We start from the raw sequence: 18,871 nt of genomic DNA, 5'->3' as shown, positions 1-18,871 counted from the left end.
GGGTGACGGGGATGTTGTCGACTTCGGGACACATGATCGCGACCGGCGCAGGCGACGGTGAGGCAGGGGCGCTCCAGCCAGTGGCAGTTGCCCAAGGTCGGGGGCCTGACGACGCCCCTTGCCGGCAGCGCCTTCGGCTCGCTCCGCCTCGACGCCGTGCCCCGACCAGGAAAAGCTGCGCCGGGGCTACGAACGCCCCAGCGACGCGGCCGTGTGCAAGCAGATGACCGAACTCACCGAACCGATCCGGCAGTTCATCGCCTCACTGGTCCTGGCCGCCAGCGCGGACACCCCGGCACCTGCGACGTCTCCCCGCTCGGCGGCCGGGCGGGGTTCGTCGCCGTCCTGGACGCACGGACCGTGGCGATACCGGACGCGACCGGCAATGAGCGTCGGGACACACCGCAGAACGTCGTCGCCACCCAACGGGCCAGGCCGCTGTTCGTCATCCCGGGGCGCACCACGACGCTCAGGGTGAACGGCCGGCCTGCGTCTGCACCCGCCCGGAGTTGCTGTCGCGGCTGACCGCTGTGGGAAAGCCGTCGGCCATTGCGCTGGGTGCCGGGGATTGCGGAGGTCTACCCGCAGGGCCCCACGCCGCCGCTGCACAGCGGCAGCGGCGTGGAAGCCGCAGCAGTGGCTGCCTGCCAACGCCCAGCCGACCTCGACCGAGATGACGCCGGCCCCACTGCGGATGCCGGAGCTGACGATCGCCGACATCGAACGGGCGGAGGGCGGACTCGCTGAAGTACCCGTACGAGTAACGGCCCGACCTGTGAGTGCTGAACCACCCAGCCAAACCCCCGGCAGGCACGCCTGGCTCTGTCCCTGAGAACCCTCACACCCCCTCACCGAAGGCCCGCGCTTCACCCGGGAGCGGGGCCCGAAGCCGGTTCAGGCGCGCAGGGTGACGCCGAAACGGGTCCTCATCCGCCGCAGTTCCCACACCGAGACAGCGGTCACCGACAGAGGCCCGCCCAGCGTGGAGCAGAACTGGACGATGGGCGGACCCCCCGGCATGCCGTCGCCGATCAGACTGAAGGCCGCGAACACCCACACCAGCATCAGGGTCAGGACGGGCGGAAGCATCGGGTGGACCTGGGCGCTGTTGAAGGCACTGCGGGCCGAGTACAGCGACGCCATGAAGAAGAAGGGAAAGCCCCACACGATCACGATCAGCGAGGCGACGGCCAGTGCGTACTCCCACCAGCTCTTCCCGTCGTCGGCGTCGACGATCAGGGCCGTCGGGACGAGGACTGCGCCGATGACGACCAACGTCAGCACGTACCAGCCGACCGCCTTGAGCGGAGCGCGCAGCCGAGAACGCAGATGCGGCCGCAGGTGCGGGGGCGCGTAGTAGATGAATCCGATGATGACCAGGGGCGCGGCGATGATCAGCACGAACGGGGCGACGATGAGTTGGGCGGCACCGCCGTACGCCGCATCCTCCCAGCGGTCCGGATCCACGTTGTAGGCGAGGATCAGGGCGATGGTTGCGGCGGCACCGAGCACCGTGCGGGCCAGCTGGACGCGGTCCACGGTGCGGTCCTCGATCCTGCCCTCCCCCTCCTGCGCGAAGAGCCTGGCGGCAACGCGGTGCGCGGAACGCAGGATCGCGCCGACAAGCCCGAAGGGAGAGCCCAACGACAGGCAGCCGCGCCGACGCCGGGCGGCGGGCCTCGTGGGCTGGGGGCCGTAGGGGTACGAAGGCTGGTTCGGGTACGGGCCCGGATTCGGTGGTGGCGGACCGTACGGGCCGCCCTGCGATCGCCCGTAACCGGCGCCCCAGCCGCCCGGGCCTCCCGGTGAGCTGCCGCCAGACTGACCCGGACCGCCTCCCGGCCCCCATCCCCCCGTAGTCATGCCGCTCCCCGTTCCCTTTCAGCCAGTTGCTGTGTGCCCTGCCGTGCCGCGTCCGTCGCCCTCTCCAGGTGCCTGGGTCGGCGAGTGGGGCCAGTCTGGAGCGCATGTCACCCGCGGCCAGGCGGAGGGTGAAACCCGGCCCCTGCTGCTCCGGCAGCAGGGGCTCAATCGTCGTCAGGCTCGACGCTCAGCCCGGCCGGGCCACACGACGTCGACAGGGAGGCCAGCATCGCGCGCCTCCAGGACGGTATCCGCGGTGCCGCCGCCTTTGCCGCTGGGAGGTTCGCCGTTCCAGACCGCCACCAACCGATCGGCACGCTTCAGCAGCGCGCGGTTGGCATCCTCGTACGCCGAGCGGTTCGCACTCTCGTGTTCCAGGATCACCACCTCGGCAGCAGCAGCGCAGAGCCGGTCGAAGGTCTCTACGTGGTCCGGCTTGACCTTGTTCTGCCGGTAGTCCTTCGAGGGGATGATGGCGACCAAGCGTCCACCGAGGTCCAGCACGACCTCGGCGAACAGGGAGTCCGAGCCCTTGGCGATGCACGAGACGCCAGTGAGGTTGTCGGCGTATGGCCTGAGCGTCTCCCGCAGGGCGTCGCGGACCAGGGGGACGCTGGAGTCGGTCAGGTCCATGTGCCCTGTGACAGCGATGGTGGTCACGTCGCTCCTTCAGCTCGACAACAGTTCGCGGATACTCGCCCGCGCTTCGCTGACCGTACGCGAAGCCGACCGACCCACCGTGTACGGGTAGAGCTGGCCCAACTGGGCCCGGACCCGGCTGGACTGGGTGCGTGCCGCAGCGTCGACTGCAAGGTGCGTCTGCTCGACGGCCCCTGCCACATCGCCCATGAGGAAGTGGCATTCGGCCAGGCCGATCAAGTCCAGGGCGTAGCTGCGGCCTGCCTCGGTGCCGCGGCTCGCCAGTGCGCCACGGATGCTCTGTGCGGCGGGCTCAGCGTGTTGCTGCGGATCGGTGCGGGCCATATCCAGCAAACGGCCACCGGTGACGCCTGCCAGCTCGGCCTCGCCGAAGTAAGCGATCCAGTACGGGTCTTCGCTCCCGTCTGCGTCGGTGAGCGCTTCGGTCGCCTCGCCCGTGGCCCGCTTGAATGCCGAGGCGCGCCCCATGGCCGCATACGCCCAGGCCTCCCGGGTATGGAGCATGGCCCGCACCCGCGCGCCCGCCATCTTCCCTGCACCTTTCTGCGCCAGGTGCACGAGTTCGAGGGCATCCTGCGGGCGGTCTCGGTACAGCATCTGCCGGGCCATGCCAGCCAGGACGTTGGCCCCGAACGCAGAGTCGTTGCCGGCGTGAGCTGCGCGCAGCGCCAGCATGTAGTAGCTCTGGGCCTGCTTTTGGAGGCCTGAGTCCCACGCCATCGTGGCAGCCGTGCCGCTGAGGAAGGCCATCACCTGGCAGAGACCGCGCTCGACGTCCGGTGCCTGGTGTTCTTCCAGGTGACTGGCAACCTCGTTGAGCTGTCCGACGACAGCCTTGCGGCGAAGGCCTCCGCCGAACTTGTGGTCCCACGCCCGGAAGGCGCGCGCCGTGGTCTCCAGTTCGCGGACTTCGCGTTGACCGATGCGCCCACGTCGGCGCGCGGGTGCGGCGGCTGGCGTGGGCTGGAGCCAGCCTTCCAGGGAGTCGAGCAGCGCGGCGCCGGACAGGGCGGCGCTGGTGAGGGCGCGCGTAGCTGCGCGGCGGTCCATCATGAGATCGCTCCTGGTCAGATCTGCGGCCAGGCCTACGGTCGCAACGGGTTCCCAGGGGGCGTCATCGGATGTCCGTGCGGCTGGCGGCGTTGGGGGGTCCGGGGTATCTGGCTGTCTCTCCCACGGCCGGTCGGCGAGCCCGACCATGCGCCCGGGAATGCGTAGCCCGTCGGCGATGCGGCAGATCACGTCGAAGCTGGTGATCTGCTGCTGCCCACTGATGATCGTGGAAACCTTGCCTGGCGTGAGTTGGCAGGCCGCCGCGATCCGGTTCTGCGACAGGCCGCCCCACTTCTTCATGAGTGAGAAGGCCGCCGAGAAGTCGTGCTCTGCCAGGGCTCGCTTGACGTCTCCTCGATCGAGGACCTCGGGGGCGAGCGGGCCGGGGGTGATGGCGTCCATGGGGCCAACTTCCGGTGTGATCGTATGCGCTTCATCGCGCCGTACCGAACCAGGAACGAGTGTATTTCCGCCTCGGTAACACCCGCCGGTCATCCCCGAGTTGCGCCCAAGCGACGAATCTCGATGCATAACAGATCAGCCCCGGCGACCGCGGCGATCGGCCCCGGGAGTGGTCAACGCTCAAACCAGTGAGGGAGCGTCGACATGACGAACCATAGGGCCCTCGGAGGGGCCTGGACAGCAGCAAGTCCGTCGCCCACCGGAACGGTTCAGGAGTGGCTCGCCTCCGCGCACCCCTCGCCCGCGGCACCGCACCGGGAGTGGAGCAGCGCCGCCAGGCTCGCCCTCATCCCGCTGGGACGGCTCTTCGACGCGGTCCGCATCCCCGCGGCCGTCGCCCACCACGCGTTCGCCAGCCATGACGTGTCCGTCGTGGCCCGGCGGCTGGCGAGGCACATGCAGGGGGGCCCGGTCATCCACGACCCCGACGGCCGGCGCTACTACGCCCTCGTACCGCCGGGCACCGCGAAGGAGTGGAGGGCGCCCGCCGCCCAGTGCCTCGGGGAGGGCACCTACCTTGGCGTCCCCCGCCCCGACCTCACGGAGTTGGACCAAGGCACGCTGTTCTCGTACTGGGCGGTGCCCGTGAGCCGGCCGGGCAAGCTGTGCCAGGTATCGGACGTGCTGACCGTGGCCATGGTGGGAGGCGTCCTCGCCGACGAGGACGGCGAGGAAGCGTCATGAACGCCACCGAGAGCGGTGAGGGCACGAGCGCGCCGCCGGCGGACATCACCACGATGCGTGCAAGCGTCGCCGAGGTGCTCCCGCCCGACGTGACCCCCACCGAGCGCAGCACGCTGGAGACGCTGACCGGCCTGCTGCGCGGCCACATGCAGCTGATCATCCCCGAGATCGAGCAGGTCGCGGCACGACTGCCCGCCGACGACGTGCCTCGCTACTGTGCGCTCGCCTGCGTCGGCGAGGCGCGGGGGAAGCTGAGCGCCGGCCCCGGGCTGATGCCTTACGACGCTGCCGCGCACGTGCGCAGACTCGGCCGGTCGCTGCTGGCACTGTGCGACCACTACGAGACGCTGACCGGCGTGCGGATGTGCCTGGCCTGCGACCAGCCCATCAGGCCGGGCGAGGCGACGCACCCGTACGGCCAGGCCAGCCCCTCCGGGGGAGTGTCCTTCTCCGACCGGATCCACGACGGCTGCGCCAACACCGTCCGCATCCGCTGACCGGCGGCGCCTCCCCGGCGTGAAGGGGCCCACGGCGACCGCAGGGACAGGGTCGCACCCATGAACGCCCGTCCCGCCGGAGGACCGCAAGCCTCTGGCGGGGCGGGTCCCAGTGCCCGCCCCGGCTCCCCGAACCCTGGACAGGTCGAGCGGCCGGGGCGGAGCGAGACCCCGTTTTGGTCGACCGCATGACCGTCAACCGCCGGACGGGTTTCAGAGAACACTGACGAAGGAGAGACTGTGGCTCACATCGTGCAGAGCAACGGCGGCGACGGGCTTCCCGGTGAACCTGCACCCCCGCCGCCCCCGCCCACCCCGGATGGTGGCCCCGGAGTCCCCAACCCGCCCAAGGCCGTCTGAGCAATGACCACCAACGCACACCAGGAGCGCCCCAGCCGTACCGAGCTGGGGCGCGTCCTCATGTCGGGCGGTGCGCTTGCTTCGGATTGGGCCCCCTCGTTCGCTGCGGTGCCCCGCTCCTCGTTCCTGCCAGACCTCATGTGGCCTTTCGACATGACCACGGGACGGAGCGTTCCCGTCTCGCGTTCGCAAGACGCGGCTGCCTGGTACGGGTACGCGGACTCCGACGTCCCCGTGGTCACGCAATGGGACGACGGGAAGCATTCCGGCACCGAACCGGGCCAGGTGTCCACCTCGTCGGCATCGATGCCGTCGGTCGTTTTCCGGATGCTGCGGGACCTGGACGTGCAGCCCGGAAACCGCGTCCTGGAAATCGGCACCGGCACTGGGTGGAACGCCGCGCTGTTGGCACACAGGCTGGGGACCGAGAGCGTCGTCACGGTCGAAGTTGACGAGGCCGTTGCGGCAGAGGCTCGTACAGCGCTCAATCTCTTCGGGCTTCCGGTGCTGGTGATTCATGGCGACGGGTGCAAGGGATATCCGGAAGGGGGCCCGTACGACCGCATCATCGCTACATGCGGCTTCCGGTCCATCCCGTTCGCGTGGGTGGAGCAGTGCCGACCGGGCGGGGTCATCGTGGCCCCGTGGGGGACTCACTACGGCAACGATGATGCCGTCGCCCGGCTGGTTGTCTCGGCAGACGGAGCGAGCGCCACCGGCGCGTTCACCGGCCCCGTGGAGTTCATGAAGGCGCGGACCCAACGGCTCTTGCCCGTCGTGCACTCCGAGTACGTCACGGGCAGCGAGGCCGACCGCGCGAAGTCGTTCGCGCCGATCACGGAAGGCGAGTTCATGGCGGAGCGGTTCAGCCCCAAGCGGTTTGCCCTGGGGCTCCGACTCCGGCAGTGCGTGCATGTGGTGGGCGAAAAGCGCGACGGGGCACGGCCGGTGTGGTTCTACGGGCTGAGCGATCGGTCGTGGGCGTGCGTCATGTTCCGCGACGGTCAGAGGGAAGCGCAGGTCTGGCAGTCCGGGCCACGCAGGCTCTGGGATGAGGTCGCCGCCGCCCTCGCATGGTGGCGGGCGGCCGGCGAACCCGACTACGAGCGATTCGGCCTGACGGTCACCCAGCACGGGCAGCGTGTCTGGCTGGACCGGCCGTCACAGGCCTGGGACATCTGAGCCGGCCCCGTCCGTCCGCTTCCCCCGGGGCGGATGGGCGAGGTCACCCGCCGCGCTGCTGGGCGACGAACGAGCCGAGGCCGGGCTTCGTGTAGATCAGACCGTCCTCCCGCAGCTGGCAGTGAACCTTCTGCCCGGTCGCCCCAGCAATCCCGAACTCCTGCTGCAACTGGACTACGGAGGGCACTCGGGTGCGCGGTGCATAGGTGCCGTCTGCGATGCGCTGACGGATCACTGTGAAGTCAAGCCAAACCCCGGCGGCATTCAGTCATCCGGGGAAAGGCCCTCTTGGTGACAGAGAGAAGAGTCGCCGAAGACGTCGTTGCCCGCCGTGTCGTACGCGTCCGCTGATGCCAGGGGCTTCTGGCCAAGCTCCTATCAGGTCATGTTCCGCCCGGCCGGAGCCATGCGAACAGGCTCCGGCGGCCGGACAGTACAGCACAAGGACAGCCCAGCAGGGCGTCAGTCAGACCCCGAGCCACGGCCGCCGGAACCTGAGTATCAGCATCAATGTCAGACCCCAGGCTTAGCATCCGCTCGTGAACCTCGAATCCCGCCTGTCCCACGGAATAGTCCTGCCGCCCGGACGCATGGTCACCTCGGACGAAGGTGACGGCGATCTGCAGCCGCTGTGGCTGAGCGGCAGCCCGTCCGCCGCCGACCTGTGGGCGCAACTGCGCGCCGAACACGCCACCTCCGGGCTGTGGCCGCTACTGCTCGACTCCCCGGACCCGCACGACGGCGACTTCCGGCCCTGGGGCTGCGGCGAACTCTCCCCCGAGCGCATGTCCTCCCCCGACGACCACGACCCCGAGGAACTCCTTGCGCGCTGGTGGCGGGACCACACCGCCACCGGCGAGGACGACGTGCTCACCGCCGAGGAGCGCCTGGCTGTCACCGCCCCCTTCGGTCAGACCTGGCCCGGAACCGCACCCGGCCGCACGATCGCCGCGGACCCCGATGCCATGGCCGCGCAATACGCGCGAGTCCTCCTGGAGCAGAACCCGCACGCACGTCTCGGCCTTGTCTCAGCACCCCGCGGAGCAGACGCCCTCACCGTCGTCGGATGGGACGGACCTGCCAACTACGACAATGACACGGCGACGTTCTCCGCCGTCGTCCGCGACTGGGAAGAGCGATTCGGCGCGCGTGTCGTCGGCGTCGGATGCAGCACCCTCCACCTCAGCGTCGCCGCACCCCCAAGTGGACTCGACGACGCCCTGGCCATCGCCGCCGAGCACTTCGCCTTCTGCCCCGACTCCATCTGGCAAGGCGCCCACGCCACCCTGGACTCGTATGCAGAGCACCTCATCGATCTGAACTGCTGGGAGTTCTGGTGGGACTGACCATGGACCACGACCGCTTCTGGCGCCTGATCGACCAAGCCCGCCGCCAAGCCGCCGACCCGACGGATGCCGAGGAGGTCGCTGCCCGCGCCAGCACCCTCCTCGCCGGACTGGAACCGGCGGAGATCATCCGGGCGGGGAAGATCCTGTGGGACTTGATGGCCGCGTCCTACCTGGCCCCCCTGTGGGCCGCCGCGTACCAGATCAACGGTGGCTGCTCCGACGACGGCTTCGACTACTTCCGTGGCTGGCTCATCGCCCAGGGCCGTACCACCTTCGAGGACGCCATCAATGATCCGGACAGCCTGGCCAGCCTCCCCACTGTCCAGCAAGCCGCCGCCAAAGGCTGGGATCTTGAGGGCGAGGCAATCCTCACTATCGTCTGGAACGCCTACCAGACCGCCACCGGAAGCGAGCCACCCCACAACAGCTTCACGATCCGCTACCCCGACCTCGACCCGGAGTGGAACTTCGACTTCGGCGACCACGAACGCATCGCCGCCAGGCTGCCCCGCATCGCGGCCCTGTACCCGGCCTGACCGCCGGGCAACGATCACCTTCCCGCCGGGCAGCGATCTACATCGACGGACAGCAGGTCAAGACCTCTCGCAAACACCCCTCGAAAGGAAGTACGACGGCAGGCGTTAGCATCACCTCACTGCTTCGCTACGCCCTGACGACAGCTCAGGGGCGGCGTTCCACCTGGGGGATTGAATTGGGCAAGCGTGTCGCCGCAACTGTTGTCGCCTCGTTCACGGTCCTGTGCCTGAGCACATCGACAGCATCAGCGGAAACCCGCCTGGGCGACACACAGATCCTCTCCGCCTCCGTCAACGACGGCAAAACCCTCGTCATCGGAGCGGCCGCGCAGGCCTCGTTCTCCGCAACCGCGACCGCCAGCGACCCCGCAGGCCTCGACTACATCGACGTCTTGCTGTACCGAGACCCCTCCACCGCGCCCACTGGATATCTCGCAGCGGCCCACGACCCGGTACGCACCGCAGTCAACGACAGCACCACACGGTGCGACTTCTCGTTCACGATGGGCGAAGGCTGGCTGCACAACGCTGACGCCGGCACCTGGCGCCTTCACGTCAACGCCCTCGCGCTGGACGGCGACTACCACCGCAAGGAAACAGCGTCAGTCAACCTCCAGCGCGCCTCGAAGCTCACGACCAACGCGGCACCCGAGCCAGTCACCAAGGGCAAGCCGATCACCATCACCGGCACACTCAGCCGCGTCAGCTGGAACGACTCCACGTACCACCGCTACGCCAACCAGCCCGTGCGCCTGCAGTACCGCACGCCCACCGGCCACTACACCACCGTCAAAACCGTCACCGCCAGCTCCACCGGCTCTCTCAAGACCACCGTCACCGCGAGCCGCGACGGCTACTGGCGCTACAGCTACCCCGGCAACACCACCACCGCAGCCGCCAACGCCCCAGGCGACTACATCGACGTACGGTGATCCAGCGCCCAGACCGGACGCCGACCTTGCCTTGCCGCCGGTGCCACTCCCGATGAAAAGCGCCGGACGTTTGGCACTGGATGTCGGAGATACCCCGCACCTGCGTGGCATCGCTCAGGCATCTCGGGACCGGTCTCTCCGACGTCCTGATGCACCCACACCGTCAGCGAGCTGGTCCGGCTCGTCAGTGACCGCGTCAGCCAGGTCTTCACCGAGCGCGAGAGCGACTACCGGGGCATCCACCACCTCGCCGACAGCCCCGACGGACGGATCGAGATCCAGCCCAACTCGATTCCCGGCGATGTCGACGAAGACGACCTCTACGCCCCCGAACACCCCGCGGCCCAGGTGCTCTTGCTGACCACCACTCCGGCCCCGGACCCCACCCTGCAGGCCCGCCCGGTCTCTATCGACGGGCTCATCCGCCTGCACCACAAGTCATGGTGAACGGCTATCGATCCACGGCTACTGACAATTGCTCTTGCAACTCCTGTGTCCGGCCAGAGTCGGGACGAGGCCGGAAGTATGCGGCTGATTCACCCAAGCCAGTAGGGTGCGCCGAGTGAAGAATGAACCCCACAGTGCCAACACCTTTCGCCTCGTGGTCACGGGAGGAGGCACCGGCGGTCACACCTATCCGGCCCTCACTGCGATCCGCGCGCTGCAGAATCGGCTGGCGGCCGAGGGCAGGGCCCTCGACGTGCTGTGGATCGGCACTGCCGAGGGCCTGGAGGCGCGTGTCGCCCGAGCCGAGGGGATCGCGTTCGCCACGGTGGCCACGGGGAAGATCCGCCGCTCGCACAACCCGCTGAAGATGATGTCCGCGGCGAACGTGCGCGACATGGCCCGGGTGCCGATCGGCGTGGCTCAGGCGAGGAGTCTGGTAGCGGCGTTCCGGCCGGACGTCGTACTCGCCACCGGCGGCTACGTCGCCGTCCCCACGGGGCTGGCCGCGCGTATGTGCCGGCGTCCGCTGGTGCTGCACGAGCAGACGGTGCGTCTGGGGCTGGCCAATCGGAAGCTGGCGAGTTCGGCAACGCGGATCGCGGTGTCCTCCGAGGCGACGTTGCCTCTTCTGCCGCCGGCGGTACGCAGCGCCGCGGTCGTCACAGGCAACCCGATCCGGCCGGAGGTGCTGGCTGGGCACCCGGACAAGGCAGTGCAGGCTCTGGGACTGCATGGCTTCGACCGGCGGCTGCCCACCTTGTACGTCACCGGCGGCGCGCAGGGTTCCCAGCAAATCAACGGCGTCGTACAGGACGCGCTGCCCTGGTTGCTGGAGAGGGCCAACGTGATTCACCAGTGCGGCCCGGACAACGTCGAGGGACTGCGGCAGTACGCGGCGACCCTGCCGGCCGTGTCGGCTGGCCGGTATTACCTCACTGGGTTCATGGGCCCGGAACTGCCCGACATCCTCGCGCTCGCGGATGTCGTTGTGTCGAGAAGTGGGGCCGGGACCTTGGCCGAACTCACCGCTCTCGGCAAGCCGGCCGTTTTGATTCCGCTTGCCTCCTCGGCGGGAAGCGAGCAGGCGCACAATGCCCGCCATCTGGAGGAGGCCGGGGCGGCCATCGCCCTGCTCGGTGACGTCACCGCAGGTCAACTCCGAGACGCGGTGGGCCCGATCCTTACCGATCCCGCACGACGGGAAGAGATGGCGCAGCGGGCCCGGGCTCATGGGAGGCCGGATGCGGCGGACAGGCTCGTGGCCGTGATCCTCTCCGCCGCGTCCGGCTGACCAGCGCACAGTTACCGGATGCCGCGGCCGATGTGCACCGCCGTGCCAGCCTCGATCAGCACGGCGCAGTCGTTGAACACCTCGTCGCCCTGGCCCATCGGGTCGGGGACATCGTGGCGTGGTCGAAGGTGGTGGAGACCGCAGCAAGGCCTGCCTTCACCAGATTGCGGCGGCCCAGGATCACCGAGGCTCGTCCGGTGCGGTCCACCAGGCAGTCCGCGGTGAACTCGTAGCCATACACCCGCTCATGCACCAGGGGTTGGGGGACGAGTTCACGGTCTGGGTACTGGCATGTCGAACTCGGCGTCGGTGAGGTAGCCGACGGGATCTCTCGCAGGTCGTGCACCCAGGCCGCCGCCGTGTCGGGGCCGGTCCGTCTGGCCCGCCAGGCGGTGAAGACCGGTTCGATCCAGGCCCAGCGGGCGTCGGACACAAGGTTCATGGTGGACACCGCCCGGGAGGGCACCGTGATCAACGTCGCTCTCTCGCGCATACACCAGCGGCGGTGTCACGGAGGACGGCATCAGATCCGCATCCGCATCGATGCGTGGGCGACTGGAATCGGGCATAAAGCTTCGAGGTCGCCGTGCGTCTTGTCACCTGTGAAGGGGGGAGATGCGGCTTCGGATGCGGAAGCGGCCGACGCCTGCGTCATCGGCCGGTGCCAGGTGAACAGCCACGGGGCCGGCGAAGGTGTATCCCTGCTCTGCTGCGTGTCGGCGGACCTGAGCCGCGAGGTGTCCTGCTACCTGGGCACTGTCGTCGGTCAGTTGTCGGTGGGATTCCGGCGGGAGTTCGATGACGAAAGCGTTGGGTACGAGGGTGCGCTGACGGTCCAAGATCAGGGCGCGGGCGTCGCACTCGCGGCGGAGCATCCCCACCACCTCTGCCTGCTGCCTCGCGCGAGGGACCAGCGACTCCCACAAGGTGTTGGACCATCGCTCCATGGTGCGTTCCAGGTCGACAAGGAATCTCATCCTGCTCCGTTGCCCTCCGGAATGCGGGGCACACGCACCCATACGGGTATCGAGTGAGATGACGCCCTGAGGTTCCCGCGAGATGTGGGGATGGGTGACAGCAGGTCAGATGGTTCTCATGAGAGCCCAGACGATGCCGGCCCAAGGGAATTCCCGCTGGAGTTGCGTGAGCGTGCGGTGCGCATGTACCGCGCCGCCGTGCCGAAGCCCGTCTTCCGCCGGCTCGCCGAGGATCTCGGAGTGCATCATGGGGCCCTGCACAATTGGATCCGGCAGGCCGAGGCTGCCGCCAGCGAGCGAGAGGACCTGCTCACCTCCGGGGAAACAGGAAGAACTCGCCCAGCCGCCGGGTGCGGGAACTACGCCGGGCGAACGAGGCCCTGCGGACGGCAGAGTGTCGATCGTGACGGTCCTCCGTACGCCGGCCGGATGGAGGTGCGATGTCCACGCAGATCCACCGCCTGACCATCACCGAGCCTGCCAGCAGCGACGACAGCGCAGTCCTGCGGGTCAGTGGCGAACTCGACCAGACCTGCGAGAGTTATTCTTCCTGCGCACGCTCGGAGCCCGTGTCGGCGCTGGTCACCGCTACCTGGTGCTGGACGTGACGGCCCTCGTCTTCTGTGATTGGCGGGGGCTCAACTGCCTCCGCTGGCTGCTGGAACGCAGGAACGGCAAGATCCTTCTGGCCAGGGCCGGGCGTCACCTGACCGGGCTGCCGGCGCAAATGGGCACTGAGTTGTTGCCGGTCCGGCCAACCGTTGGCCAGGCTCTGAAGGACCTACCCGCACCCCATCACCCCGCCTGGCCTCAGCAGCCGCGCAGTGATGGGGGCGTGACCTGCGCGACCCGCCACAGCCGCCGCCTGTACGTTCACCGCGGCAACGCACACAGACCGGCGAGGATGCCTGGCCCGATGCGTGGCGGGGCTCCAGCCACGCAGATGCCGGCGCCTCAGCCCGGATCCGTGCACCCGAACAGGCCCGCGTGTCCCGGGGGCAGCTGGGTGAGGATGCGCCGCAGTAGCGCATCATCGGCCACTTTGGCGAGCGTGGGGAGCACGGCGTCGACGGCCCGTCTGGCCTCAGCGAGGTCATCGCTGCCGCGGTCGGTCACGGCTTCGACGAATGACTCGGGTGTCAGCGGTTCGGTGGCCGGCTCGGTCGCGGTCAGCAGCGGTCGGCACTGCCTGGGCAGCAGCCGGGCCAGATCGGTGCGGTCGTCCCCCACCAGGTGAGCGCCGAGGACCTCCAGCACGTTGTGGACGGCCCTGGCGGCCTGTGGTGGCCCGTCGTAGCCTGCGCGTTCCGCGACCTCGGCGAGGAAGGTGTCCAGGTTCCTGTCCATGGCGGCTCCTGTCGTGTGTCTGTTCTCTTTGCGGCGGTACTCGTTCTGCCGCTGGGGGGTCGCGCGGTGAACTCGGACCTCATGCGGGCGCATCGGCGTGAACCATGCGCTGAACATGGACGACGCTGCCGCAGCGCGCCCCCAGCAGGTCGGCGCGTGTCCTGGCGAAGGCGGCTCCGAGTTCCGCCCGACTCTGCTGGCTCAGGCTTTCGCATGCCCGGTTGATGAGGGTGCGTTCTTCCTCGTCGATGTGGCGGGCGGTGACCAAAGCCAGCTGCTTCAGCCGCCAGTCCCATTCGGCGGAGCCGATCTCGCGTACTTCCAGGAGGGCGAGGAGAACCTTGGGGGCTTCCCGGTGTGCTGCCTCGATGTGTTCGACGGTGTCGGTGTCCTGGAAGGGCATGAGCACGGGGTGCACCGAAGTGTCCTCGGCCTCGGCGTGCGCGATCATCAGGTGTGCGAAGTCGTTCAGCGCGGCCTGGCGGTCGGCCTCGATGCTCCGCATCAGGCGGAGCAGGTCTTCCATCATCCGGTGGTCATTGAGGATCACCTCGACGACGTCCTGGGGCGGTGTCATGAGATGCGCCTCCTCCCTGCAGTGGGTTCGCCTTCCGTTACCCGATCTGTCGGCGAGCAAGCTTTTGCTCCCCCGTTTGCGCCACGCCCCCAGGTCAGAGCAGCCCAAGGGCGGCAGCGAGCGGGCGGCGTCGAATCGGGTCGCCGGCCTGCCGGGTTGGCGATCACCAGTACGGGGCATCAGGAGTCCGGGGATGGGCCGCGCAAGACATGCTGCGGCTCCGGCGAGCGGCCAGACCGCGAGGATGCCGGGTGACCCAGGAGGGGAAGTGATCCGCCATGCGTACGCATCGGCGTACCCATCGGCGTTCCGTACGAGTGGAGTACCTGCTGCCGGACGAGGCCGCATCGGCGGGAAAGGCACGGAAGCTGACCTCGGACTTTCTCGCTCGTTCCCGCCACCGGATGCCGCGGGTCGATGCCGGCCACATCGATGACGCAACGCTCATCGTGTCCGAGCTGGTCACGAACGCCACCCGGCATGGCCGCAGTGCCTGCCGCCTGCGCCTGCAGGTGTCTGACCAGCAGGTGACCGTCGAGGTCTACGACGACAATCCGGGACAGCCCCGCATGCGGTCGGTGACGGCCGAGAGCGAGGGCGGGCGAGGCCTGGCCATGGTGCGCTGTTTGGCACAGCGCTTCGACATCGCTCCGGTCAGCGGCGGCGGCAAGATGGTACGCGCGGTCCTGGCCATCTGAAGCTACGCAGGCACCCTGCCGCCCGGATCCACATCATCGGCCGGGCCCTTCACGGCCGTTGAGCAGGTCCGCGGCCACCTCTGGCAATGACTGTGACTGGGTGAAACTGCGTGCGCGCAGCAGGTCCAGTGCATCGTGGACGGGGCAGCCCTTGCGGGCGGCCAGCACGCCGACCGCCTGGTAGACGGTGGTCCACGGCTCGACGGGCGTCGGCCCGAGGCCATCGTTTTCTGCCAGGACGGCTCCCTGGGCGCGGAGGAACGGCGCGACCGCGAGCTGTGCGGCGTGCTGGGCGTACTCGACCTGTTCTTGCGCGAGTGCATGCGGGCGGGCGAAGTAGAGGGTAACCACACCGACTTGGAGCGTGCGCCTGCCCAGAGGCAATGCCAGCACGGTGCGCACGCCGGGCAGCCGTTCGGCCAGCGGCGCCGTCAGCTGCCAGACGTCTCCCTGCACGTCGTGGGCCAGGACGGTGCGCCCGTCGGCGGAAGCGGTGACCGTAGGCCCGTCGCCCAGGGTGAACTGGCCTTCCTCACCGTGCAGGGCGAACGGGGTGGTGGCGTGCAACAACTGCCATCGCTCCGTGTGCGGCAGGAGTGACACGGTTACGCCGTCGGCGCCCAGCGCCTGTTGGAAGGTCTCGCACAACCGGGCCGGCATCTCACGCGGTGCCGCCGAGGCCACGGCGGCCGCGACCTGACACACCGCCCATGACGGCTCCTGTGCTGGCACACGCTCGGCGGTCGTCACCGTTCGCCTCCGTTCATCGAACTGCGGCCGGACAAAACCCGCAGCAGTCCTGTGTCACACCTCGCGTCCACAGGTCGAACGCCGCACCGGCCCACGGCGGGCGGTCGTGCACGGCAGGAAGCCCGAGTGGCTGCCGGGAACCACGCCACAGTCGTGGGCCATCCCCGGCCCCGAGCCCAGGGCTGGCGACGCGCCGGCCCGTCCGCCAGGGGCTCAGGATCTGTTACCCCGGGTTTGCGGATGGACACCCTTCCGCCATCTGCCCAATCGGCCCGCATCCCAGCAGGCGCTGCCGACTGGAGAGCACCCCGCGAATGCAGTAGCGCAGCATCGGCGCTGTGTGCGAATTCCTCACGGAGAGTCAAGTCACAGGAATATCACGATCATTAGGGGGTATCAGCCAGGGCACGACGCGCTCCGCCCACGGGGCGCCCTTCTCGTTTCGGGAGCGACGATGGCGACTGCGACCACCAGCAATCCAGCCCGCACGATCTCGTACGCTGAGCGACATACCACCGGCCCGGGCGCCGCGCATGCGGTCGTGCCGGGCCTGGAGGACCTGCGGCCCCTGCCCGACCCGGCCCACGTCGACGCGGCTGACGCGCGAGCGCTGTCCAAGACGCTGTTCGCGCGGCTCGACTCGCTGGAAGAGGGCACACCGGAGTACTCCTACGTGCGCAACTCCCTGGTGGAACTCAATCTCGCCCTGGTCCGCTTTGCCGCCGGGCGCATGGGGGTCCGCGGCGAGTCGTACGACAACGTCATTCAGGTCGGCACGATCGGGCTGATCAAAGCGATCAACCGATTCGACCTGCACCGCGGCGTCGAGTTCCCCACCTTCGCCATGCCGACCATCATCGGCGAGATCAAGCGGCACTTCCGCGACACGAGTTGGGCCGTGCATGTCCCGCGCCGCCTGCAGGAACTGCGCCTGGACCTGACCAAGGCTGTCACGCACCTCGAGCAGACCCACGGCCGCGCACCCACCGTGCCCGAACTCGCCCGGCACCTGAACCTGGACGAAGACGATGTCGTAGAAGGACTGGTCGCCGCCAACGGCTACACAACAGCATCGCTCGACTATCCGAGCGACACCGAGAGCTCCGAGGACACCCTCGCCGACCACATCGGCTACACGGACCCGGACCTGGCGAAGGTCGAGGACCTGCAGGCACTCAAGCCCCTCATCGCCGCTCTGCCGGCCCGCGAGCGCAAGATCCTCGCCCTCCGCTACGCCGCCGACATGACGCAGAGTGCCATCGGCAAGGAACTTGGGATTTCACAGATGCACGTTTCCCGCATCCTGAGCCGCACCCTCGCCCGTCTTCGAACCAAACTCGCCGGCCGAGGATAGGCCGCCGGGCTCGTCCCACAGCCACGTCGCAACGACTCCGGCCTCGGCTACCGAGCGGTCGGCTGCGGGGCAGGGTGGGGGCCACGCCTCGGCCGTTGACCCTCAACCGCTCCGCCTGGCCTACTCCATGACACTCAGGAGCGGTACGGGAGAACACGCGCCCATCCTTGCCCTGCTGCCGGCCGACTGCGGAGCCGACGCCCATTCCGATTCCGGGCAGTCCGCGCGGATCACCGACCAGCTGGCCGATCCTCGGAGCCACCCGCATGGGGGTGGCTGAACCAGCTGGCCCGGGGCACGTGAACGGAATGGCCGAACTTTCACAGCTGCTGCAACAGACCATGCGACGCAGGCGCCTAAACGCGCAAGCGCTCGCCGACCGTACAGGCATTCGCACGCCGCGGATCCGCGTCTTCGCCGAGGACGGCGCCCGCGGTCCCGTGCGGCCCACCGAGAAGGAACTGGCGGAACTCGCCGAGGCTCTGGCACTGCCCCTACGCGATATCCAGGAAGCCGCTCGTCCCGCTGCACCAGCGCCAGGCTGACGATCCCGCCCGCGTCCCGGGGAGGTGGCATTGTCGAATCGATCACGGGTAACTGCCTTGCTGCGGCAGGAAGGTTGGCGACTGGGAGACAGCATGGCGCCCGTACAGCCGCACGTCCGCACGCCGCTCCGTGCTGGCCCGGCTGGCCCGGCAGCCCTCCCCCGCTTCGGTGGCGCTTACCCACACCAACCTGCACCCGGGGCACTCGCTGCAGGCTTATCTGGACCGACCCGCACTGCGGGACGCCCTCGAGCAGATCAGCGGCAACGTGTTGCTGGGCGTTCCCAGCGAGACGATCGCTCTCGTTAGCAGTGCGCCGGTCGGTCAGAGAAGACGCGTACCCAAGTGCGGTCCTCTGGCCGGCCGGATGCGAACGCGATAGCACGACGTGTGAGGCGGCGCGTCGGATGTGCAGCGGACGATCGCCCCCGCATGCCTCGGAAGCGCATCTGCAAAAGTCAAAGGGTATGGCCTCTTTGGTGCTCAATACCGGCTGATTGACCTGTCATGATGCGGACGCCGGCAGGAACTCTTATCTGAGCGTGCGAGACGCGTGCCTCTGCCTGCGCGGGGGCTTCGGTCCATGGAGGCTCCCAACTAGCCTGATCGTCTCGTCGTGGGAGTCCGGCCGATCCCGCCTGCTTGCGGACGGCCTCGACCGAATCGGGGATGGGGGCCCTATGAGCATCACGTTTGACACGACCCACATACCACCGCCGGACCGGGCTGAGGCCATTCGGGAGGTGATCTGGGACCGCGTCGTCCGTGTTGACATCGAGCACCATCCGCAGGTGGAGCGGATCTCGGCGGTCGGTACGGTCAGCGCTGTCGGGGCCTTGAACGTCTGCTCGGTGCGCTCCAACGCGACCGTAGTCAGGCGTACTGCGGCATTGGTCCGCGACGACCTCGAACCCAGCTTGTTTCTCGGCCTTCAGGTATCCGGGGCGAGCATGGTGGTCCAGGGCGACAAGGAAGCGGTGCTGCGCCCGGGCCACTTCGCCGTCTACGACACCACCGAGCCGTACACACTGGTCAATGAGAACGGTATCCACCAGCACTACTTCCGCATTCCCCGCCGCGAACTGGCCCTGCCCGCGGCCGCGCTCAGCAAGGTCACCGCGGTGCGACTGGGCCGAGACCACCCGGTCGCCGATCTCGCGTCGACGTACTTCGCGCGGCTGGCCCAAACCCAGCTGCGGATGGATCTCCAGCAAACCTGTTCCGTAGAACAGCCCAGCGTCGACCTGCTGTGAGCGGTGATCGCCACCTACCTCGGTGATTCCCGTCTCGCTCAAGAGCCTCTCGAG

General features: G+C 68.7%; 21 protein-coding genes and 2 pseudogenes. 14 read left to right on the top strand and 9 right to left on the bottom strand.

The window, feature by feature from the left end:
- The first annotated feature begins 105 nt into the window (after positions 1–105).
- Positions 106–764: pseudogene (locus OHT76_RS42760) on the top strand (MSMEG_1061 family FMN-dependent PPOX-type flavoprotein).
- A 130-nt stretch (positions 765–894) separates the two neighbouring features.
- Here OHT76_RS42760 and OHT76_RS42755 read toward each other — a convergent pair.
- From OHT76_RS42755 to OHT76_RS42745, 3 genes are all read right to left on the bottom strand, one after another.
- Entirely contained in the window at positions 895–1,539 is a 645-nt protein-coding gene (locus OHT76_RS42755; protein ID WP_328876264.1) for a hypothetical protein, read from the bottom strand.
- A 498-nt stretch (positions 1,540–2,037) separates the two neighbouring features.
- Positions 2,038–2,523 carry a hypothetical protein gene (locus tag OHT76_RS42750; RefSeq protein ID WP_328876263.1) on the bottom strand — a complete coding sequence of 162 codons (486 nt, stop codon included), beginning with the start codon at positions 2,521–2,523 and terminating at the stop codon, positions 2,038–2,040.
- A gap of 9 nt (positions 2,524–2,532) precedes the next feature.
- Positions 2,533–3,978 carry a helix-turn-helix domain-containing protein gene (locus OHT76_RS42745; RefSeq protein ID WP_328876262.1) on the bottom strand — a complete coding sequence of 482 codons (1,446 nt, stop codon included), beginning with the start codon at positions 3,976–3,978 and terminating at the stop codon, positions 2,533–2,535.
- A 204-nt stretch (positions 3,979–4,182) separates the two neighbouring features.
- On the opposite strand from OHT76_RS42745, the gene OHT76_RS42740 reads away from it, so the two are divergent.
- The 3 genes from OHT76_RS42740 to OHT76_RS42730 all read left to right on the top strand — a co-directional run bounded on the left by OHT76_RS42740 (position 4,183) and on the right by OHT76_RS42730 (position 6,761).
- Positions 4,183–4,722: a hypothetical protein gene (locus tag OHT76_RS42740; RefSeq protein ID WP_328876261.1), complete on the top strand. Its 540-nt coding sequence runs from the start codon at positions 4,183–4,185 to the stop codon at positions 4,720–4,722.
- Positions 4,719–5,219 carry a DUF6415 family natural product biosynthesis protein gene (locus OHT76_RS42735; RefSeq protein WP_328876260.1) on the top strand — a complete coding sequence of 167 codons (501 nt, stop codon included), beginning with the start codon at positions 4,719–4,721 and terminating at the stop codon, positions 5,217–5,219. Before OHT76_RS42740 ends, OHT76_RS42735 begins: the two co-directional genes overlap by 4 nt.
- A 363-nt stretch (positions 5,220–5,582) precedes the next feature.
- A complete protein-coding gene (locus tag OHT76_RS42730; protein ID WP_328876259.1) occupies positions 5,583–6,761 on the top strand; it encodes a methyltransferase domain-containing protein in 1,179 nt (392 codons plus the stop codon).
- A gap of 43 nt (positions 6,762–6,804) precedes the next feature.
- Here the strand turns inward: OHT76_RS42730 and OHT76_RS42725 are convergent, their stop codons facing one another.
- Positions 6,805–6,996, bottom strand: coding sequence for a GntR family transcriptional regulator (locus OHT76_RS42725; protein WP_328876258.1), 192 nt, complete (start codon positions 6,994–6,996; stop codon positions 6,805–6,807).
- 304 nt (positions 6,997–7,300) lie between these two features.
- Here OHT76_RS42725 and OHT76_RS42720 point away from each other — a divergent pair, with 304 nt between their 5' ends.
- The 4 genes from OHT76_RS42720 (at position 7,301) to OHT76_RS42705 (ending at position 11,316) form a co-directional block, all read left to right on the top strand.
- Positions 7,301–8,107 carry a DUF4253 domain-containing protein gene (locus tag OHT76_RS42720; protein WP_328876257.1) on the top strand — a complete coding sequence of 269 codons (807 nt, stop codon included), beginning with the start codon at positions 7,301–7,303 and terminating at the stop codon, positions 8,105–8,107.
- Positions 8,098–8,646: a DUF4240 domain-containing protein gene (locus OHT76_RS42715; protein ID WP_443049899.1), complete on the top strand. Its 549-nt coding sequence runs from the start codon at positions 8,098–8,100 to the stop codon at positions 8,644–8,646. The genes OHT76_RS42720 and OHT76_RS42715 overlap by 10 nt, the downstream gene beginning before the upstream one ends.
- Before the next feature lie 176 nt (positions 8,647–8,822).
- The gene (locus tag OHT76_RS42710) at positions 8,823–9,578 is read left to right on the top strand and encodes a calcium-binding protein (RefSeq protein ID WP_328876256.1); all 756 of its coding nucleotides are present in this window, start codon (positions 8,823–8,825) and stop codon (positions 9,576–9,578) included.
- Between the two features lie 562 nt (positions 9,579–10,140).
- Positions 10,141–11,316: a UDP-N-acetylglucosamine--N-acetylmuramyl-(pentapeptide) pyrophosphoryl-undecaprenol N-acetylglucosamine transferase gene (locus OHT76_RS42705; RefSeq protein ID WP_328876255.1), complete on the top strand. Its 1,176-nt coding sequence runs from the start codon at positions 10,141–10,143 to the stop codon at positions 11,314–11,316.
- Between the two features lie 55 nt (positions 11,317–11,371).
- On the opposite strand, the gene OHT76_RS42700 is transcribed toward OHT76_RS42705, so the two are convergent.
- Positions 11,372–11,758 carry a hypothetical protein gene (locus tag OHT76_RS42700; RefSeq protein WP_328876254.1) on the bottom strand — a complete coding sequence of 129 codons (387 nt, stop codon included), beginning with the start codon at positions 11,756–11,758 and terminating at the stop codon, positions 11,372–11,374.
- 154 nt (positions 11,759–11,912) lie between these two features.
- A complete protein-coding gene (locus OHT76_RS42695; protein WP_328876253.1) occupies positions 11,913–12,293 on the bottom strand; it encodes a DUF3662 domain-containing protein in 381 nt (126 codons plus the stop codon).
- Positions 12,294–12,383: 90 nt separating this feature from the next.
- Here OHT76_RS42695 and OHT76_RS44260 point away from each other — a divergent pair, with 90 nt between their 5' ends.
- Positions 12,384–12,758, top strand: a complete 375-nt coding sequence (locus tag OHT76_RS44260; protein WP_443049898.1) for a transposase — start codon at positions 12,384–12,386, stop codon at positions 12,756–12,758.
- Complete coding sequence (locus tag OHT76_RS42690) at positions 12,734–12,901, top strand: hypothetical protein (RefSeq protein ID WP_328876252.1); 168 nt, start codon at positions 12,734–12,736, stop codon at positions 12,899–12,901. Before OHT76_RS44260 ends, OHT76_RS42690 begins: the two co-directional genes overlap by 25 nt.
- Positions 12,902–13,247: 346 nt before the next feature.
- Here OHT76_RS42690 and OHT76_RS42685 read toward each other — a convergent pair whose 3' ends face one another.
- Both OHT76_RS42685 and OHT76_RS42680 read right to left on the bottom strand, forming a co-directional pair.
- Entirely contained in the window at positions 13,248–13,640 is a 393-nt protein-coding gene (locus tag OHT76_RS42685) for a DUF2267 domain-containing protein (protein ID WP_328876251.1), read from the bottom strand.
- A 79-nt stretch (positions 13,641–13,719) separates the two neighbouring features.
- Positions 13,720–14,277: a hemerythrin domain-containing protein gene (locus tag OHT76_RS42680; RefSeq protein ID WP_328876250.1), complete on the bottom strand. Its 558-nt coding sequence runs from the start codon at positions 14,275–14,277 to the stop codon at positions 13,720–13,722.
- A gap of 257 nt (positions 14,278–14,534) precedes the next feature.
- On the opposite strand from OHT76_RS42680, the gene OHT76_RS42675 reads away from it, so the two are divergent.
- The gene (locus OHT76_RS42675; protein ID WP_328876249.1) at positions 14,535–14,915 is read left to right on the top strand and encodes an ATP-binding protein; all 381 of its coding nucleotides are present in this window, start codon (positions 14,535–14,537) and stop codon (positions 14,913–14,915) included.
- A 33-nt stretch (positions 14,916–14,948) separates the two neighbouring features.
- Here the strand turns inward: OHT76_RS42675 and OHT76_RS42670 are convergent, their stop codons facing one another.
- Positions 14,949–15,665 (bottom strand): GAF and ANTAR domain-containing protein, encoded by a 717-nt coding sequence (locus tag OHT76_RS42670; protein WP_328876248.1) that lies wholly within the window; start codon positions 15,663–15,665, stop codon positions 14,949–14,951.
- Between the two features lie 454 nt (positions 15,666–16,119).
- On the opposite strand from OHT76_RS42670, the gene OHT76_RS42665 reads away from it, so the two are divergent.
- The 3 genes and pseudogenes from OHT76_RS42665 to OHT76_RS42655 all read left to right on the top strand — a co-directional run bounded on the left by OHT76_RS42665 (position 16,120) and on the right by OHT76_RS42655 (position 18,817).
- Complete coding sequence (locus OHT76_RS42665; RefSeq protein WP_328876247.1) at positions 16,120–17,019, top strand: RNA polymerase sigma factor SigF; 900 nt, start codon at positions 16,120–16,122, stop codon at positions 17,017–17,019.
- Between the two features lie 675 nt (positions 17,020–17,694).
- Positions 17,695–17,850 (top strand): annotated as a pseudogene (locus tag OHT76_RS42660) (VanZ family protein); the annotation flags it as partial.
- Between the two features lie 457 nt (positions 17,851–18,307).
- Complete coding sequence (locus OHT76_RS42655; RefSeq protein ID WP_328876246.1) at positions 18,308–18,817, top strand: hypothetical protein; 510 nt, start codon at positions 18,308–18,310, stop codon at positions 18,815–18,817.
- Positions 18,818–18,871 lie beyond the last annotated feature (54 nt).

The sequence above is a fragment of the Streptomyces sp. NBC_00287 genome, from assembly GCF_036173105.1.
In the GTDB taxonomy this organism is placed as follows: Bacteria; Actinomycetota; Actinomycetes; order Streptomycetales; family Streptomycetaceae; genus Streptomyces.
Note: the sequence above shows the minus strand (reverse complement) of the source record. Positions and strands in the feature narration are given on the sequence as shown.

What these genes read in the sequence shown, in the direction of transcription:
- OHT76_RS42690 (WP_328876252.1), top strand. Translation starts at nt 12,734, where the DNA reads ATGTCCACGCAGATCCACCGCCTGACCATCACCGAGCCTGCCAGCAGC.
- OHT76_RS42695 (WP_328876253.1), bottom strand. Translation starts at nt 12,293, where the DNA reads ATGAGATTCCTTGTCGACCTGGAACGCACCATGGAGCGATGGTCCAAC.
- OHT76_RS42685 (WP_328876251.1), bottom strand. Translation starts at nt 13,640, where the DNA reads ATGGACAGGAACCTGGACACCTTCCTCGCCGAGGTCGCGGAACGCGCA.
- OHT76_RS42730 (WP_328876259.1), top strand. Translation starts at nt 5,583, where the DNA reads ATGACCACCAACGCACACCAGGAGCGCCCCAGCCGTACCGAGCTGGGG.
- OHT76_RS42740 (WP_328876261.1), top strand. Translation starts at nt 4,183, where the DNA reads ATGACGAACCATAGGGCCCTCGGAGGGGCCTGGACAGCAGCAAGTCCG.
- OHT76_RS42665 (WP_328876247.1), top strand. Translation starts at nt 16,120, where the DNA reads ATGGCGACTGCGACCACCAGCAATCCAGCCCGCACGATCTCGTACGCT.
- OHT76_RS42700 (WP_328876254.1), bottom strand. Translation starts at nt 11,758, where the DNA reads ATGAACCTTGTGTCCGACGCCCGCTGGGCCTGGATCGAACCGGTCTTC.
- OHT76_RS44260 (WP_443049898.1), top strand. Translation starts at nt 12,384, where the DNA reads ATGGGTGACAGCAGGTCAGATGGTTCTCATGAGAGCCCAGACGATGCC.
- OHT76_RS42745 (WP_328876262.1), bottom strand. Translation starts at nt 3,978, where the DNA reads ATGGACGCCATCACCCCCGGCCCGCTCGCCCCCGAGGTCCTCGATCGA.
- OHT76_RS42735 (WP_328876260.1), top strand. Translation starts at nt 4,719, where the DNA reads ATGAACGCCACCGAGAGCGGTGAGGGCACGAGCGCGCCGCCGGCGGAC.